The organism is Georgenia sp. EYE_87, assembly GCF_023148685.1.
In the GTDB taxonomy this organism is placed as follows: domain Bacteria; phylum Actinomycetota; class Actinomycetes; order Actinomycetales; family Actinomycetaceae; genus Georgenia.
Genome location: NZ_JAHXNL010000007.1, coordinates 129,326 through 145,818 on the forward strand (window position 1 = coordinate 129,326; position 16,493 = coordinate 145,818).

General features: G+C 74.6%; 13 protein-coding genes and 2 pseudogenes. 6 read left to right on the plus strand and 9 right to left on the minus strand.

What is annotated here, in order from left to right; translation table 11 throughout:
- Positions 1-68: 68 nt before the first annotated feature.
- A complete protein-coding gene (locus KZX45_RS11885; RefSeq protein WP_374112589.1) occupies positions 69-773 on the minus strand; it encodes a DedA family protein in 705 nt (234 codons plus the stop codon).
- A gap of 386 nt (positions 774-1,159) precedes the next feature.
- Between KZX45_RS11885 and KZX45_RS20490 the strand changes: the two are divergent.
- Positions 1,160-2,033, plus strand: a pseudogene (locus KZX45_RS20490) (aminoglycoside phosphotransferase family protein).
- Positions 2,034-2,143: 110 nt separating this feature from the next.
- Here KZX45_RS20490 and purB read toward each other — a convergent pair.
- Entirely contained in the window at positions 2,144-3,580 is a 1,437-nt protein-coding gene (gene purB / locus KZX45_RS11895; RefSeq protein WP_248257953.1) for an adenylosuccinate lyase, read from the minus strand.
- 194 nt (positions 3,581-3,774) lie between these two features.
- Here purB and KZX45_RS11900 point away from each other — a divergent pair, with 194 nt between their 5' ends.
- On the plus strand, positions 3,775-4,368 hold the full coding sequence (locus tag KZX45_RS11900; RefSeq protein ID WP_248257954.1) for a histidine phosphatase family protein: 594 nt from the start codon (positions 3,775-3,777) through the stop codon (positions 4,366-4,368).
- 72 nt (positions 4,369-4,440) lie between these two features.
- Here KZX45_RS11900 and KZX45_RS11905 read toward each other — a convergent pair whose 3' ends face one another.
- Positions 4,441-6,282, minus strand: coding sequence for an HNH endonuclease signature motif containing protein (locus tag KZX45_RS11905; RefSeq protein WP_248257955.1), 1,842 nt, complete (start codon positions 6,280-6,282; stop codon positions 4,441-4,443).
- 275 nt (positions 6,283-6,557) lie between these two features.
- Here KZX45_RS11905 and KZX45_RS11910 point away from each other — a divergent pair, with 275 nt between their 5' ends.
- From KZX45_RS11910 to ligD, 4 genes and pseudogenes are all read left to right on the plus strand, one after another.
- A complete protein-coding gene (locus KZX45_RS11910) occupies positions 6,558-6,908 on the plus strand; it encodes a PadR family transcriptional regulator (RefSeq protein ID WP_248257956.1) in 351 nt (116 codons plus the stop codon).
- Positions 6,905-7,099: pseudogene (locus KZX45_RS20495) on the plus strand (hypothetical protein); the annotation flags it as partial. The gene KZX45_RS11910 and the pseudogene KZX45_RS20495, both read left to right, overlap by 4 nt.
- Positions 7,100-7,265: 166 nt before the next feature.
- The gene (locus KZX45_RS11915) at positions 7,266-7,757 is read left to right on the plus strand and encodes a hypothetical protein (protein ID WP_248257957.1); all 492 of its coding nucleotides are present in this window, start codon (positions 7,266-7,268) and stop codon (positions 7,755-7,757) included.
- A 137-nt stretch (positions 7,758-7,894) separates the two neighbouring features.
- On the plus strand, positions 7,895-8,857 hold the full coding sequence (ligD, locus tag KZX45_RS11920; RefSeq protein WP_248257958.1) for a non-homologous end-joining DNA ligase: 963 nt from the start codon (positions 7,895-7,897) through the stop codon (positions 8,855-8,857).
- A gap of 204 nt (positions 8,858-9,061) precedes the next feature.
- Here ligD and hemL read toward each other — a convergent pair whose 3' ends face one another.
- The 6 genes from hemL to hemE form a co-directional block, all read right to left on the minus strand.
- Positions 9,062-10,414 (minus strand): glutamate-1-semialdehyde 2,1-aminomutase, encoded by a 1,353-nt coding sequence (gene hemL, locus KZX45_RS11925; RefSeq protein ID WP_248257959.1) that lies wholly within the window; start codon positions 10,412-10,414, stop codon positions 9,062-9,064.
- Between the two features lie 315 nt (positions 10,415-10,729).
- Entirely contained in the window at positions 10,730-11,842 is a 1,113-nt protein-coding gene (gene hemB, locus KZX45_RS11930) for a porphobilinogen synthase (protein WP_248257960.1), read from the minus strand.
- Positions 11,839-12,624 carry a uroporphyrinogen-III synthase gene (locus KZX45_RS11935; protein WP_248257961.1) on the minus strand — a complete coding sequence of 262 codons (786 nt, stop codon included), beginning with the start codon at positions 12,622-12,624 and terminating at the stop codon, positions 11,839-11,841. Before KZX45_RS11935 ends, hemB begins: the two co-directional genes overlap by 4 nt.
- Complete coding sequence (hemC, locus tag KZX45_RS11940; RefSeq protein WP_248257962.1) at positions 12,621-13,700, minus strand: hydroxymethylbilane synthase; 1,080 nt, start codon at positions 13,698-13,700, stop codon at positions 12,621-12,623. The genes KZX45_RS11935 and hemC overlap by 4 nt, the downstream gene beginning before the upstream one ends.
- Before the next feature lie 301 nt (positions 13,701-14,001).
- Positions 14,002-15,423, minus strand: a complete 1,422-nt coding sequence (locus tag KZX45_RS11945) for an FAD-dependent oxidoreductase (protein ID WP_308221736.1) — start codon at positions 15,421-15,423, stop codon at positions 14,002-14,004.
- Positions 15,420-16,439, minus strand: coding sequence for a uroporphyrinogen decarboxylase (gene hemE / locus KZX45_RS11950; protein ID WP_248258043.1), 1,020 nt, complete (start codon positions 16,437-16,439; stop codon positions 15,420-15,422). The genes KZX45_RS11945 and hemE overlap by 4 nt, the downstream gene beginning before the upstream one ends.
- Positions 16,440-16,493: the final 54 nt, after the last annotated feature.

Here is a 16,493-nt window from a genome sequence, read left to right on the forward strand (position 1 = left end):
TCGCTCGCGGTGAGGCGTGCTGGCTCTCGGTGAGGCGCAGCCCTCTCGGTCGGGGTGCTGGCTCTCGGTCAGGCGTGGTCGCTCTCGCCAGCGGGTTCGGTGGCCCCGTGGCCGGTGCGACGCTCCACACGCATGGCGCGCACCCGCGAGATGACGAACCATGCGAGGAGCAGGATCACGACCACGATGACGATCCGGGAGAACGTGCCCACGTACTGCTCGACGATGTGCCAGTTCTCGCCGAGGGTGTAGCCGGCGACGATGAGCACGGTGTTCCAGATCAGCGACCCGGCCAGCGTCAGCGCGGTGAACAGCAGCAGCGGCATGCGCGTGATGCCCGCCGGGATCGAGATCAGCGACCGGAAGATCGGGATCATGCGCCCGACGAACACCGTGCCCTTGCCGTGCTTGTGGAACCAGGCCTCGGTCTTGTCGACGTCCTCGATCTTGACCAGCGGGAGCCAGTTCATGATGGCGCGGGTGCGGTCGCGGCCCAGCAGGGCACCGATGCCGTAGAGCACCCACGCGCCCACCACCGAGCCGCCCGTGCACCACACAATGACCTCGACGAGGCCGAGGGTCCCCTGGGAGGCGGTGAACCCGGCGAGGGGGAGGATGACCTCGCTCGGCAGTGGCGGGAAGAGGTTCTCCAGGCCGATGAGCAGGGCGGCGCCGAGGCCGCCGAGGGTCTCCATGACGCCCACGGCCCACGCGGCGATACCGGTCAGGGGCGCGTCGGAGCCGGTCTGGGCGGACAGCAGCACGGGGATCACGAGAGTCCACGGTACGGGCGCAGCGAGCGGAGCGCCTCAGCCGCACGCTGTGAGCCTGCACATCCCGTGGTCGGAGCCGCGCCCGGGCGTGCCATCCCGCGGGCCGACGGCGGCTGTTGCCGTCGGTCCACGCGAACGAGCCCTCGGCGCGCAGGGCGAGGGCGAGGGCTGCGAACCAGCCCTCCGCGCGCAGGGCGAGGGCGAGGGCGGTACCGCCCGCGACGAGGACGAGGCCGACGATCACGGCCCGGCCGAGGGAGCGCATGCCCGCCACCGACTCCGTAGGGAACCCGCGCCGTGGGAGACTCGTGCGGACACGGGCCCCGATCCTCGGGCCAGGTGTCTCGAGGCATGAGCACCCGGGACCGGAGGAGAACATGGCGCGGATGCCCGCGGCCGAGGTGCGCGTGGACGAGGCGCTCGTCCGTCACCTGCTCTCCGAGCAGCACCCCGACCTCGCTGGGCTGCCGCTGCGGCTCGTCGCCAACGGGTGGGACAACGTCCTGTGGCGCCTGGGCACGGACCTGGCCGTCCGCGTCCCCCGGCGCCGGCGGGCCGCCGTGCTGGTCGAGCACGAGCAGCGCTGGCTGCCCGAGCTGGCGTCCCACCTGCCCGTGCCCGTCCCCGCCCCCGTCCGGACCGGGCGGCCGACCGCTGCCTACCCGTGGCACTGGTCCGTCGTGCCGTGGCTGACCGCGACCCCCGCCGCCCTCGTCCCCGCCGTGAGGCGTGCGGCGGCCGCGGTGCTGCTCGCCGAGTTCGTGGTCGCCCTCCACCGCCCGGCGCCGCCGGACGCCCCGCTCAACCCCATGCGCGGCGTCCCGCTGGTCACGCGCGACCCGGGCCGTGCGCGAGCGTCTCGCCAGCGGCGCGGTGCCGGAACCTCGCCGGGTCGGGGCGCTCTGGGCCGAGCTGGTGAGCACGCCGCTCTGGGAGGGGTCGCCGTCGTGGATCCACGGCGACCTTCACCCGGCCAACCTGCTTCTCCACGACGCCGGGGGCCTGGCCGCCGTCATCGACTTCGGCGACATGGCGGCGGGGGACCCCGCCACGGACCTGGCGGCGGCGTGGCTCACCTTCGAGACTTCCGGTCGCCGCCGGTTCGTGGCTGCCATGGCGGGCCGCTACGACGACGCGACCTGGCGGCGCGGGCGCGGCTGGGCGTTGTGCATGGCCACCGCCATGGTCGCCCACTCCGACGACGCGCCGGTGCTGGCCGCCGTGGGCCAGGAGGCGCTTCACCAGGTGCTCGAGGGCTGAGCCGGCAGCGAGCAAGAACCCTCGTGCCGAGCAACTGTGTTGGAACCTGGTTGCTCGGCACGAGGGTTCTTGATCGTGGTAGGCAGGGCGCGCCCGCTCAGGCTCGCTGGTCAGGCGTCCAGGTGCCGTACCAGGGACGCCGCCAGCCCGGTGTACGTGCCGGGCTCGAGCGCGAGAAGCCGGGCCTCGACGTCGTCCGGGAGCCCCAGGCCGGCGATGAACTCGCGCATGCCCGGCCCGTCCACGCGGCGGCCGCGGGTGAGCTCCTTGAGTCGCTCGTACGGGTCCTCCATGCCTGTCGCGCCCGCGATCGAGGCGGCCCGCATGGCCTGCTGGACGGCCTCGCCGAGGACCTCCCAGTTGGCGTCGAGGTCGCGGGCGAGGGCGTCGTGGTCGACGTCGAGGCCGGCGAGGCCGCGGCGGACGTTGTCGATCGCCAGCAGCGAGTGGCCGAAGCCGGTCCCGATGTTGCGCTGGGTCGAGGAGTCGGTGAGGTCGCGCTGGAGGCGCGAAGTCACCAGCGTCGACGCGAGGGTGTCCAGCAGGGCACAGGAGATCTCGAGGTTGGCCTCGGCGTTCTCGAAGCGGATCGGGTTGACCTTGTGCGGCATCGTCGACGAGCCGGTCGAACCCTGCGCGGAGAGGCGCTGGCGGAAGTAGCCGAGCGCGATGTACGTCCACACGTCCGTGGCGAGGTTGTGCAGCACGCGGTTGAAGCGGGCGACGTCGGCGTAGAGCTCGGCCTGCCAGTCGTGGGACTCGATCTGGGTGGTGAGGGGGTTCCAGGTCAGACCCAGGTGCTCGACGAAGGAGCGGGCCACCTCCTCCCAGTCGGCGCCCGGGACGGACACGGCGTGCGCGCCGTAGGTGCCCGTGGCGCCGTTGATCTTGCCCAGGTACTCGGCCCCGGCCACGCGCCGCAGCTGGCGGCGCAGGCGGTGCGCGAGGACGGCGAGCTCCTTGCCCAGGGTGGTCGGGGTGGCCGGCTGCCCGTGGGTGCGGGCGAGCATGGCGGCGCCGGCGTGCTCGCGGGCCAGGGTCACGACGTCGTCGGTCATCGCGGTGGCGGCCGGGAGCCACACCCGCTCGACGGCGTCCTTGACGGTGACGGCGTAGGAGAGGTTGTTGACGTCCTCGCTGGTGCAGAAGATGTGGACGATCTCGTGCACCCGCGGCAGCACGGTGTCCTCGCCGAGCGTGGCCGGTGCGGCGTCGAGGCGGCGCTTGAGGAAGTACTCGACGGCCTTGACGTCGTGAAGGGTCTCGCGCTCGATCTCGGCCAGCTCGTCGATCTCGTCAGCGCCGAAGGTGGCGACGACGCCGCGCAGGTAGTCCTTGTCGGCGCCGGTCAGCCGCGGGGCGCCGGGAAGCACCCCGTGGTCGGTGAGGTGGATCAGCCACTCGACCTCGACCAGGAGGCGGGCGCGGTTGAGCGCGGCCTCCGAGAGGTGGTCGACCAGCGGTGCGACGGTCCGGCGGTAGCGCCCGTCGAGCGCACCGAGGGCGACGGGCGGGGTCAGGGCGGCGAGGTCCACGCGAGAGGTCATGCCGCCATCATCCCAGCCGTGCGCCGGGCGGCGACGGCGGCGTCCGGGTGATGCGACGGCCGGATGTTCCGGCGGCGTCCTGGCGGCGTCCCGACGTCGCCCCGACGTCGCCCCGACGCCCGCCCCGCCCCTGCCGTGCGGGCTCCCGCCCGGGCGGGCATGCTCGGAGGGCGTCCGGCCCAGGGAGGAAACCGATGTCCGAGCTCGTCATCGTCCGTCACGGCGAGACGGAGTGGAGCCTGTCCGGGCAGCACACCGGCACCACCGACATCCCGCTCACTCCTCGCGGTGAGGAGCAGGGACGCAAACTTCTCGACAACATCGGCGAGCACGATTTCGCGAAGGTGCTCTCCAGCCCCCGGCAGCGCGCCCGGCGCACAGCGGAACTTGCCGGCATCGAGGACTTCGAGGTCGATGACGACCTCGTCGAGTGGAACTACGGCGACATCGAGGGGATGACCACCAAGGACTACGTCGCCCAGCGCGAGGCGGCCGGGCTCCCCGACTGGGACATGTGGGACGACGGTGCCCCCAACGGCGAGACGGCGGCCGAGGTCGGCGCGCGCGTCGACCGCGTGCTCGCCAGGCTCCGCCCCGTGCTCGACGACGGCGGTGACGTGCTCGTCGTCGCCCACAGCCACCTCTTGTGCGTGCTCGTCGCCCGGTGGCTGGGCCTGCCCGCCTCGGCAGGCCGCGGGTTCATCCTCGACGCGGCGCACCGCAGCGTGCTGACCTTCAAGCGGGAGACGCCCGTGGTGAAGTACTGGAACGTGCCGCCCACACACTGACCGGTAGGTCCAGCATCACGACGTCGACCGCGGTGCTGACCAGGCCCTCCGCGCGGGCGGCTGCCCGGCTTGTCAGAAAGGGGGCTCGGCCGGTTGGTCCAGCAACGACGCATCCCAGAGCGTCAGTGGCCACGTCGTTGTGGCCGCTGTGCTGCGCCTGCCGGGCGTGGCCAATCCGGGAACTGTCCCCTGAGCCCCGGGGCTGCCTGGTGGCCCGGCGTCGCCGGACAGCGCGCGCGCCGTCGCTCTCGCGTGCGCTTCGAGGACCGCGTCCGGAGGTCGACCGTTGCTGGAGGCGACCTGCTCGCGGGCGGCGAGCAGTTCCGCGTGGCCGTCTCCAGCCATGGGAGTTCGGTCGTCGCCCGGACGCAACTGCCCGTTGCCAGACACGGAGGTGGCTACCGCGCTACCGCGGCGGCTCCTTGGTTCTCTTCGGGTCGTGCCGATCAGCTGTCCGTCGGCGCGGTAGAACGCGAAACCGTCGGCCAGGGGGACGATCCGGACGCCGTCGCGGTGGATGACATGGTGGTGGTAGCTGCAGGCGCTGACGCCGTTCTCGACCGAGGTGGGTCCACCGCGGGAGTACCAGCGGATGTGGTGGACCTCCGACCAGGAAGCGCGTATCCGGCATCCAGGCCACTGGCATCGGCGGTCCCGCGTCGTCACGGCCCGCCGGAGCTCCTTGCTGTAGGTGCGCTGGGTCAGCCCGACATCGAGCACCTGGGAATCGGCGTCCATGACCACGCGGGTCATCTCGCAGTCGCACATCAGCCGGACCAGCGTGTTCAGCGGCACCACCGAGCCGTCCTCGAGCTCTGCGGGCGCCACCGCGGGCAGGTCCGGCGCCGGCAGGCCGGTCCCGACGTGCGAGTCGGGCCAGACGGGCGAGCGTGCACCGCCCGTCAGTCTGCAGCCGTCACCCGCGCGGCCTTCGGCACGGCCCGCCTCGACCTCTGCGGCGGTGCGGGGCCGACCGTCCGGCCCGAGGCCGAACGCGGCCCCACGACCGTGCAACGCGTCCACCGCAGTCTCACCAGCCGCGTCGACCGCCTCGCGATGGCGACGGGCCGCGGCCCACGTCTCCTCGTCGGCGATCAGTGCGATGTGAGGGCGAATCTGCGCGCCGTTCAGATCCGAGCCGACCTGCAACGTCCGCGAAGCCATCGTCACGAGGGCGTCGGCGCGACGCTGCTCACGGGTGCGGTCGTCATCCTGGGCCGGTGCACCGGCAATGGCGTCCAGGGCGGTCTCGATCAGTGTCCCCGAGACGGCGTCCACGACCCACGCGCCGGTCCGAGCGCCGCCGGCACGCCCGGTGATCACAGAACGACGACGCCACGTCGCCTCGAACGATTCCTGTGCCGCTCGGGCGTCGATCGTCGCTGCCACTTTCTTCGCGGCCTTGGCCAGCTCGGGAGCCGTGAGCTTCTTACCTTTCTCTACGAGCTCGGCTGCCATCCCGTTGGCCAGGGCCTCCTTGACCTCGTCGGAGGCACCGGCCCGAATGCGGGACAGCGCCTTCGCATGCTCGAGCGTCAGGGCACCCGCGGCTACCGCAGCGTCTACCTCGGGCATCGCCTCCAGGCCTTCGGCGACCTGCAGCTCACCGATCGCAGCACCGCGCCCGGCCCCGGTGGTCCGCGCTCGCCAGTCTGGGAAGTCGCGGTCCCGGGCGGTGCCCCATCGCCCGTCATCGCGATGGGCGAGCAGCACCTTGCTGCGGTAGAGCGTGAGTTCCTGGATGACGCCGTCCAGCGAGGTGATCACGCTCTCCCGGTCCGCGTGCGGCCATCCACGCGCGTCGGTCTCGGGTGCCACCGCCCGGAGCGCCCGGACCGCGGAGCGAACGCCGGCGAGCAGGGAGACTGGCGTCGGCTCGTCGCTCAACGTTCGATCGGCGTGCTGCGCGACCATCCCGCTCACCTCCCCACCCGTCGTGAACTGATGTTCGAAACACTACGGGCACGGTCCGACATCGGGCCAGAGGTTGGCGTTGGTGCAGGTCAGGGCTGTGGATAGGCGGTGGCGGCGCTTCGGAGAGTTCGCCTCCGCGACGAGAGCACTCCCGGAGCGCTGAGTGAACTGGCGCGGCTGGGTGCTTGCGACGGCGGGGCCGCACGTGCGGACGCGACTCGATGCCGTTGTCGGATCGATGGTTGTCGGAGCTTCGTCAGGGTACCTTGTGACGCATGGTACCCGGTGAGGAAAGCATCCTCTCCAATCTGCGCCGCGGGGCGCTCGAGTACTGCGTGCTCGCGCTCCTGCGTCCCGGCGCCCGGTACGGCCTCGACATCGCCCGTGCGCTCGGCGCGAACGGCATCCTCATGAGCGGCGAGGGCACTCTCTACCCGCTCCTCGCCCGGCTGCGGAAGGCAGGTCTCGTCGAGACCACCTGGCAGGAGTCCAGCGCCGGGCCGCCCCGCCGCTACTACGCCCTCACCCAGGACGGTGAGCGCGCACTCGCCACCTTCACCCGGGCTTGGCACCCGTTCCGGGACGCGGTCGACGCGGCCCTCGAGCAGAGAGCAGAACCGACATGAGCGCCGACGACGCCCGCGTCCACGCCTACCTCGACGACGTCGCCCGGATGCTGGGGAGCATCGACCCGGCCGACCGCGCCGAGATCCTCGCTGGGCTGCGTGAGCACATCGACGCCGCGGTCGCGGACCAGCCGCGCCCCGCCGACGACGAGGCCGTGCAGCGGGTCCTCGCCCAGCTCGGCCCGCCCGACCGGGTCGTCGCCGCCGCCCTCTCCGACCTCAGCCCGTCCATGCTGGGGACCGCGGCGCCTGTCGCGACGACGGTTCAGGCCGCGCCCCGGCCGGCCCTCACGCAGCCCTGGGTGCCCGTCACCGTCGGGGCTCCTCACGGTCCTGTCGGCCGGGCTGTACTTGGTGGTGCTTGCTGCGTCCGTCGCGCTGGCGCTGACGCAGCAGCCGGAGGTGGTCCCCCCGGCGGTGGCGGCTCCGTACGGCACGGCCGCCTACGGTGCGACGTCCTTCCACGGACCCGCGCAGGTCGATCTCGTGCAGGCCGAGGTGACGCAGAACCCGATGCTGCCGGCGTCGTACGACATCGTGTGGCGGATGTTCGTCCCGCTCGGCGTGGTTGGTCTGCCCTGGCTCGTGTCCACCATCCTCCTGGCTTCGTCGCCGTTGTGGACGACGCGGCAGAAGTGGGCCGGCGCCCTTCTGATGCCTGCGCTCGCGGTGGCCTGCGGTGCTGTGGCCCTGTCCGGGTCCGTGATCCCGCAGGGCCCGGTGCGGTCGGTGCTCGTCGTCGCGTCCGGCGTGGTTTTCAGCGCGGCGGCGGTGTGGCTGATCGTCAGGCTGTGGCGGGACGGGGCGCGCCGGGCCCGCGCCTGGGGGCGGGCGGAGGTCAGCGTCTGAGCAGTCCGAGACCCTGGCCGGGTGTGACGGCAGGTGTCTGAGCGGCCCGAGACCCGTGCCGGTGTGACGGCAGGCGTCTGAGCGGCCCGAGACCCTTGCCGGGTGTGACGGCAGGTGTCCTGTGGTGAAGTAGCCCCATGGCCAAGGCGAAGGCGCCCGCGACCGAGCTCGAGGTGGGCGGGCGTACTGTGCGCATCTCCAACCCCGACCGCGTCTACTTCCCCGGCCCCGGCCACACCAAGCTCGACCTGGCCAACTACTACATCGCCGTCGGCGACGGAGTGGTCAACGCCCTGCGGGGGCGGCCCTGCATGCTCCACCGCTTCCCCGAGGGCATCGAGGGGGAGAAGGTCCACCAGAAGCGGCTCCCCCACGGGGCACCCGACTGGGTGCAGACCGTGCGCGTGCACTTCCCGCGCTACGACCGCGACGCCGACGAGCTGTGCGTCACCGAGGTCGCCCAGGTGGTCTGGGCGGTGCAGATGTCCACCGTCGAGTTCCATCCGTGGAACAGCCGGCGCGCGGACGTCGAGAAGCCGGACGAGTGGCGCATCGACCTCGACCCGGGCGACACCACGGACTTCGCGACCGTCCGCCGCGTGGCCGGGGTGGCCCGCGAGGTGCTCGACGAGCTGGGGGCCACCGGCTTCCCCAAGACCACCGGGGGCGACGGCTTGCACGTGTACGTGCGCATCCGGCCGGAGCACGGATTCCACGACGTGCGCCGCGCCGCGCTCGCCTTCGCCCGCGAGGTCGAGCGGCGCATCCCCGAGGACGCGACCACCACGTGGTGGCGCAAGGACCGGGACCCGTCGAAGGTGTTCGTCGACTTCAACCAGAACGCCCGCGACCACACGATCGCCTGCGCCTACTCGGTGCGGGGCACGCCGCAGGCGACCGTGTCGGCGCCGCTGACCTGGGAGGAGGTGCCGGACTGCGAGCCCGCCGACTTCACGCTCGCCACGATGCCCGCCCGGTACGCGAAGCTGGGCGACCTCCACGCAGGCATCGACGACGCCGTCTTCGACCTCGCGCCGCTGCTCGAGTGGGCCGAGCGGGACGAGGCTGAGGGGGAGGCCGCTCCGCCCGAGCCGGACTGACCGGCCGGACTGAGCAAACCCGGACGTTGCGACCCGACTGGCTGGCCGGGACTCGGCGGCCTGACTCGCCCGGCTTGGCGGTCCGACTGGCTAGTCGGGACTCGGCGGCCCGCCTGCCGGGCGCGTCGGCGGGTGCCCGCCTCAGCTCGGCTCGGGCCGTGCCGGGCCGGAGCCGTTTGGCCGGCTACGCCGCCACTGCGGCCATCAGGCCGGCTGCGCCGCAGCCGCCGCCCGTGCCGCTCTCGGCAGCGCCGCGAGGATCGCCTCGACGGCGGCGTCGTCGTGCGCGGAGGAGAGGAACCACGCCTCGAAGACCGACGGCGGCAGCGCCACCCCGGCGTCGAGCATCGCGTGGAAGAACGGCGGGTGGCGGAACGTGTCCTGCGCCTGGGCGTCCGCGTAGCTGCGCACGCCGTCGCGCGCCGCGGCCTCGCCGAAGAAGACGGAGAAGAGGTTGCCCGCCCGCTGCACCCGGTGCGCCACCCCGGCGGCGTCGAGCGCGGCCCCGACGGCGTCCGCCACGGTGGTGGCGACGCGGTCGACGTGGCGGTATACGGCGTCGTCGGCCAGGCGCAGGGTGGCCAGCCCGGCCGCCGTCGCCAGCGGGTTCCCGGACAGCGTGCCGGCCTGGTAGACGGGGCCGGACGGCGCGAGCAGGTCCATGAGCTCCGCGCGACCGCCCAGCCCGGCGAGCGGCATCCCGCCGCCGACCACCTTGCCGAAGGTGAACAGGTCCGGGGTCCAGGGCTCCGAGCCGGTCGCGGTGACCTCCCCGGCGGCTGCGCCGTCGAGACCCCACCAGCCGGAGGGGCCGACGCGGAAGCCGGTGAGCACCTCGTCGAGGATCAGCAGGGCGCCGTGGTCGGCGGTGAGGCGGCGCAGCGCGGCGTTGAAACCCGCCTCGGGCGGGACCACGCCCATGTTCGCGGGGGCGGCCTCGGTGATGACGGCGGCGATCTCCTCGCCCCGCTCGGCGAAGACCGCCTCGAGCGCGGCGACGTCGTTGTAGCGCACCACGATGGTCTCGGCGGTGGTGGCGGGCGTGACGCCCGCAGAACCGGGCAGCCCGAACGTGGCGACGCCGGAGCCCGCCTCCGCGAGGAGGGCGTCGACGTGCCCGTGGTAGCAGCCGGAGAACTTCACGACGACGTCGCGGCCGGTGGCGCCGCGGGCGAGCCGGATGGCCGTCATGGTGGCCTCGGTGCCGGTGGAGACGAAGCGGACCTTCTGCGCGGCGGGCACGCGCTCGCGCACGGCCTCCGCCAGCTCGACCTCTGCCTCGGTGGGGGCGCCGAACGAGAGCCCCCGCCGCGCGGCGGCGGTGACCGCCTCGACGACCTCGGGGTGCGCGTGGCCCAGCAGCGCCGGGCCCCAGCTCATCACCAGGTCGACGTACTGGCGTCCGGTGGTGTCCGTGATGTACGGGCCGGACGCCGAGGCGATGAAGCGCGGGTCGCCGCCGACGGAGCCGTACGCTCGCACGGGCGAGTTGACCCCGCCAGGGATGACCGCGCGGGCGCGGGTGAAGAGGTCGTGCATGGGGTCGACGCCGGTCATCGGTCTCCTCGTTCTCGGTGTGCTGGCTGTCCGTGGGCGGGGACTCGTGTGGTCCTGCCGTGGGCGCCTGTGGCGGGGCTTCTGCCCGGGCGTGGCCGTCGCCCGGGCAGGATCGGGGAAGTTAGCTGCTCTCAGGGAACAGTAATGTTCCCCGATCCGCGCCGGGGGGCCCGACGTCCCGGGCGGGCCGGCGCGCCGGGGGGCCCGACGTCCCGGGCGGGCCGGGCGTGCCGGGGGGCCCGACGTCCCGGGCGGGCCGGGCGCGCCGGGGGGCCCGACGTCCCGCGCGGGCGGTCGTCCCGGGTCGGCCGGTGCTCAGCGCAGCCAGCCAGCCAGCTCGGTGGCCCAGTAGGTCAGGACGAAGTCGGCGCCCGCCCGGCGGATGCCGAGGACCGACTCCTCGATCGCGCGGCGCCGGTCGATCCAGCCGTGGGCGGCGGCCGCCTCGATCATCGCGTACTCGCCGGAGACCTGGTAGGCGGCCACGGGGACGGGGGAGACCTCGGCGACGTCGGCGAGCACGTCGAGGTAGCTCATCGCGGGCTTGACCATGACGACGTCGGCGCCCTCGGCGAGGTCGAGCGTCGCCTCGCGCAGCCCCTCGCGCCGGTTTGCCGGGTCCATCTGGTACGTGCGGCGGTCGCCCTGCAGCTGGGACTCGACGGCGTCGCGGAACGGCCCGTAGAACGCCGAGGCGTACTTGGCGGAGTAGGCGAGCACGGAGGTGTCGGTGTGCCCTTCGCGGTCGAGGACCTCGCGCACCGCGGCGACCTGCCCGTCCATCATGCCGCTGAGCCCGAGCATGTGGGCGCCGGTCGCGGCCTGCGCGAGCGCCATGTCCTGGTACCGCACGAGAGTGGCGTCGTTGTCCACGCGGCCCGCGCCGTCGAGCACGCCGCAGTGGCCGTGGTCGGTGAACTCGTCGAGGCACAGGTCCGACATGACGACGAGCTCGTCCCCGACCTCCTCCACGAGCGCACGCAGGCCGGCGTTGAGGATCCCGTCCGGGTCGGTGGCGGCCGTGCCGACGGCGTCGCGCACCGTGGGCACGCCGAAGAGCATGAGCCCGCCGATCCCGGCCTCGGCCGCCTCGGCGGCGGCGCGGCGCAGCGAGTCCATCGTGTGCTGGACGACGCCGGGCATCGAGCCGAGCGCGACGGGCTCGCTCGCACCCTCCTTGACGAACATCGGCAGCACGAGCTCGCGCGGGTGAATGCGGTGCTCGCTGACGAGGCTGCGGAGCGCGGGGGTCGAACGGAGGCGGCGCGGCCGCTCGACGGGGCGCACGGCCGGGCGGCCGGCGGCCGGGTGACCCGCGGCGGCAGTGGTGCCGCCGCGACCGGCGGAGGCGCCGGCGGTACGCGCGGTGCCGCCCGGACGGGTGGCGGCGCCTGGCGCGCTACCGCTCACGGTGGGGGGAGTGGTCATCGGTGCTGCTCCGATCGGTGTGCGAGTGCGCGGTCGAGTGCGGTGACGAGCCCGGCGGGCGTCTGCTCGGGGGCGACGGCGTGGACGGCCAGGCCCGCCCGGGCGGCGGCCTCCGCCGTCGAGGGCCCGATGGCGACGACCGCCAGCCCGGGGACGGGGCCGTACAGGTCGACGAGCGCCCGCGCCGTCGAGCCCGAGGTCAGCAGGACGGCGTCGACGCGCCCGGCGTCCAGCTCGGCGGCCACCGCGGGGTCGGCCGTGCGCGCCGCCACGGTGCGGTAGGCGACGACGTCGTCGACCAGCCAGCCGCGCTCACGCAGGCCGGTGGCAAGGGTGGGCGCCGCGATGGCCGAGCGGGGAAGCAGGACGATTCCGCCGCGCGGCGAGACGGGCCAGGCGGCGACAAGGTCCGCGGCGGAGGAGGTGGGGCCGGGCGGCACGAGGGCGACGTCGAGGCCGGCCTCGTGCAGCGCGGCGGCGGTCGCCGGGCCGACGGCGGCCACCGGCGTCGTCCCGACCAGCGCGGCGAGGGTCGTGCCGAGCGCCTCGGCGCGGCCGACCAGCACCCCGACGGTGGTGGCGCTGGTGACCGCGAGCCAGGAGTGCGCCCCCTCGCCCAGGGCGCGGAGCGAGCGGTCGAGCTCGTCCGGCGGGTCGACGACGACGGTGGTCACCAGGGCCGTCGGGAGCGGGACGGCGCCGGCGTCTCGCACAGCGGCGACGACGGGGTCGTCCGGATGGGTGCGCGGGACGATCACCCGGGCGGCGTCGATCGCCGTCATGCCACCGGTCCGGCGGACCCGGCGGTGCGGCCGGCGCCGTCGGGCTCCTCGACGTCCAGGGCTGGGCCTCGCGGCCGCAGGCCGGCGACCTCGGCGGCGCCGTCGTCCAGCAGCTGCTCGGCCGCGGAGACGCCCAGCTCGACGGCGAGGCTGAAGAAGACGTCCTGCTGGATCGCCACGCCGCGGGCCTCCACCACGTCGGGCAGCCCGTCCATCTCCTCGACGGCGGTGCCCACCACGCTGCGGGTGCCTGCCGGGTCGAAGACGCCGGTGTGCAGCTCGAGCCGGGTCGGGGTGCTGCCCTCGCCCGGGACGATCTCGGCGTGGGCGGCGACGGGCGCGGTGCAGCCGGCCTCGAGCGTGCGCAGCACGGCCCGCTCGGCGAGGACCGTCAGCCGGGTGGGGACGTCGTCGATACGCCGCATCCACGTGCCCAGCTCGCCGTCGTGGAGGTCGTCGGTGCGGCACTCCACGGCGAGGGCGCCCTGGCCGGGGGCGGGGATCATCACGTCCACCTCGAGGGTGTCCGTCACGTGCTCGAGCAGGCCCAGCCGGGTCAGCCCGGCGGCGGCGAGCACGACGGCGTCGAGGTCCGCCCCGACGCGGCCCAGGCGGGTGCCCACGTTGCCGCGGATGTCCACGACCTCGATGTCCGGCCGCGCCAGCCGCAGCTGGGCGGCGCGGCGCGGCGAGCCGGTCCCCACCCGGGCGCCGGGCGGCAGGTCGACGAGCGTCCAGCCCTCGCGCGCGCACAGGACGTCGCGGTGGTCCTCGCGGGAGGGGAACGCGCCGATGCTCAGCCCGGCGACCGGTGCGGTGGGCAGGTCCTTGAGGGAGTGCACGGCCACGTCGCACTCGCCGGCCAGCAGCGCCTCACGCAGGGCCGCCGCGAAGACGCCGGTGCCGCCGAGGGTGGAGAGGGAGGCGGTCGACCGGTCTCCCTCGGTGCGGATCCGGACGAGCTCGACCTCGCGGCCGGACGCGGCGCCGAGGGCCGCGGCGACCGTCCGCGTCTGGGTCAGCGCAAGGTCGCTGGCCCGGGTGCCGATGCGCAGGGGAGGGGTCGACGAGCTCACCGGGCCAGTGTCGCACGCAGCGGAGAAATGTCTGAGACGGCTTTCTGACATCGCGTCAGCACCGTTTGTGTCGGCGCGTCAGATGACATTTTCGGACGGTTCCGACAATGCGGCGGTCTCCTCGGTGCCGGAATTGTCCCGGCCATTTTCGTGACGCATTGTCATCACATTTGTGGTCGGTCTCACGCGCAGGTGCCCGTCGCTCGGCCGACGGTGCGTGCCGCTCCGGCGACGGCGCGTCCCGCCACTTTCGGCGCGTCCCGCCAGTGTCGGCGCGACCCGCTCGGGTGACAGTGCCCGCTCAGACAGTGCGCCCCGCGAGCGCCTCGGCCGCGGCGTCCGCGTGCGGCACCACCGCGGCGAGACCGGTGCCGGCCACCCAGGTGCCGGTGACGGCCAGCCCGGGCAGCGCCGCGACGCGGGTCTGCAGGGCGGCGACCGCCTCCCGGTGGGCCGGCGTGCTCGGTGCCAGCGCGCCCTCCCGCGCGACGACGACGGCGTCGGTGACCTCCTCGAGCCGCACGCCCAGGAGCAGCTCCGCGTCGGCGCGCGCCACGGCGGCGTCGACCCCGGTGGGCGGCTCACCGGGGCGTCCGTACGACAGGCGGAGCACGTGCTCGCCGGGCGCCGTGGCGGCGGCCAGCCACTGCCACTTCGCCGACGCGTGGGTCAGGGCCTTGGCCCGCACGGGCCCCGGTCCGGGGGTGACCAGCAGGCCCGAGCCGCGCGGCGCCGCGTCGAGGGCGGGGGCCCGGACGGCGAGGGTGACGTGCGTGATGGCGGCGCCGGCGGGCAGGTCGGGGAGCGGCCCGTCGAGCACGCCCGCGAGCAGGTCCAGCGCCTGGCGTCCCGGCGTGGCCAGGACCACGCGGTGCGCGCGGAGCGCGGCGGGTGCGCCGTCGTCCAGGACGAGCTCCCACACGCCGGCGGTGCGGCGCAGGGCCCGCACCGCGGTGCTCGTGCGGATCTCGCCGCCGACGGCGGTGACCGCGGCGGCGAGCGCGCGCGGCAGGCGGAACAGACCCCCCGTGGTGGTGGCGACGGCGGAGCCCGGGGGCGCCGCGGCGCGCAGCGCGCGGACCGCAGCGGCGAGGGAGCCGTGGGCGGCGAGCGCCGCCCGCAGCCCGGGGACGACGGCGTCGGCCGCCAGGTCCGCAGGGTCGGCCGCGTGGATCCCGCCGGCGACCGGGCGCACGAGCCGGTCCAGCACCGCCTCGCCCATCCGGAGCCGCACGAGGCTCGCGAGGTCTTCGGCGTCCACCCCCACGGAGGGGTCGAGCCCGGCGTCCGCCGCGGCGCGCGCGGCGCCCTCCGGGCCCAGCACGCCGGCGACGTCCGGGGCCGCCGGGTCCGCCGGGATGCCGAGGATGCTCTCGGCCGGGATGGGGAAGGCGTGGCCGTCGGAGTACACCCACGACCCGCCCGCCGGCACCTCCACCGCCAGGCCCAGGGCGTCCGCGAGCGCGCGCACCTCGGGCCGGCGCAGCGCGAACGCCTCGGCGCCCAGGTCCACCTCCCTGCCGCCCACCACGCCGCCGGTCACCAGGCCGCCGACCCTCGGGCCGGCCTCCAGGACCAGCGGGCGCAGCCCGCGCCCGGCGAGCGTTCGGGCCGCGACGAGCCCGCCCATGCCCGCCCCGACCACGACGACGTCGCAGGTCGCGCCGTCGTCGCTCCCGCCGGTCGCGGCGCCCGCGGGCACGCCGTCGTCCGCAGCGGTCACAGGGAGTGCACGAGCTCGACGACGCGGGTCAGGACCGTGGGGTCGGTCGACGGCGGCACGCCGTGCCCGAGGTTCACCACGTGGCCCGGGGCGGCGCGTCCCCGCTCGACGACGTCGCGCACGTGCGCCTCGAGCACGGGCCAGGGGGCGTCGAGCAGGGCGGGGTCGATGTTGCCCTGCAGCGGGGTCCGGCCGCCCAGCCGGCGGTTCGCCTCGTCCAGCGGGATCCGGTAGTCCACGCCGACGACGTCCGCACCGGCGTCGCGCATGGCCCCGAGCAGCTCGCCCGTGCCGGTGCCGAAGTGCACGCGGGGGACGCCGAGGTCCTCGATCCGGGCCAGGGCGCGGGCGCTGTACGGCGCGGCGTGGGCCTCGTAGTCGGCGAGGGAGAGCGAGCCGGCCCAGGAGTCGAACAGCTGGGCGGCGCGCGCGCCTGCCTCGACCTGCGCGCGGAGGAACTCCCCGCTGAGGTCCGCGGTCCAGCGCATGAGGCGCCGCCACGTGGCCGGGTCGGCGTGCATGAGTGTCCGGGCGGCCAGGTGGTCGCGGGAGGGACGGCCCTCGACGAGGTACGCGGCGAGGGTGAAGGGCGCCCCGGCGAAGCCGATCAGCGGCGTCGCCGTGCCGAGCTCGTCGAGGATGATCCGGATCGCCTCGACGACGGCGGACGGGTCGCCGGGACGGTGGGCGACCAGGCGGTCCACGTCGCTCGCGGTGCGCACCGGGTCGGCCACCACGGGGCCCACGCCGGGGGCGATCTCCACGTCCACCCCGGCCAGCCGCAGCGGCACGACGATGTCCGAGAAGAGGATCGCAGCGTCCACGCCGTGGCGGCGCACGGGCTGGAGGGTGATCTCCGCGGCGAGCTCGGGGCGCAGGCAGGCGTCGAGCATGGCGACCCCCTCGCGCAGCTCGCGGTACTCCGGGAGGGAGCGGCCGGCCTGTCGCATGAACCACACCGGGAGGGTGTCGGGTCGGTCACCCCGAAATGCCCGGATCAGCGCGGGGGCTGGCATTTCCACTGACACGTCGGGGGCTGTCGTCGAATTCGTCACGCGGGCCATTGTGCC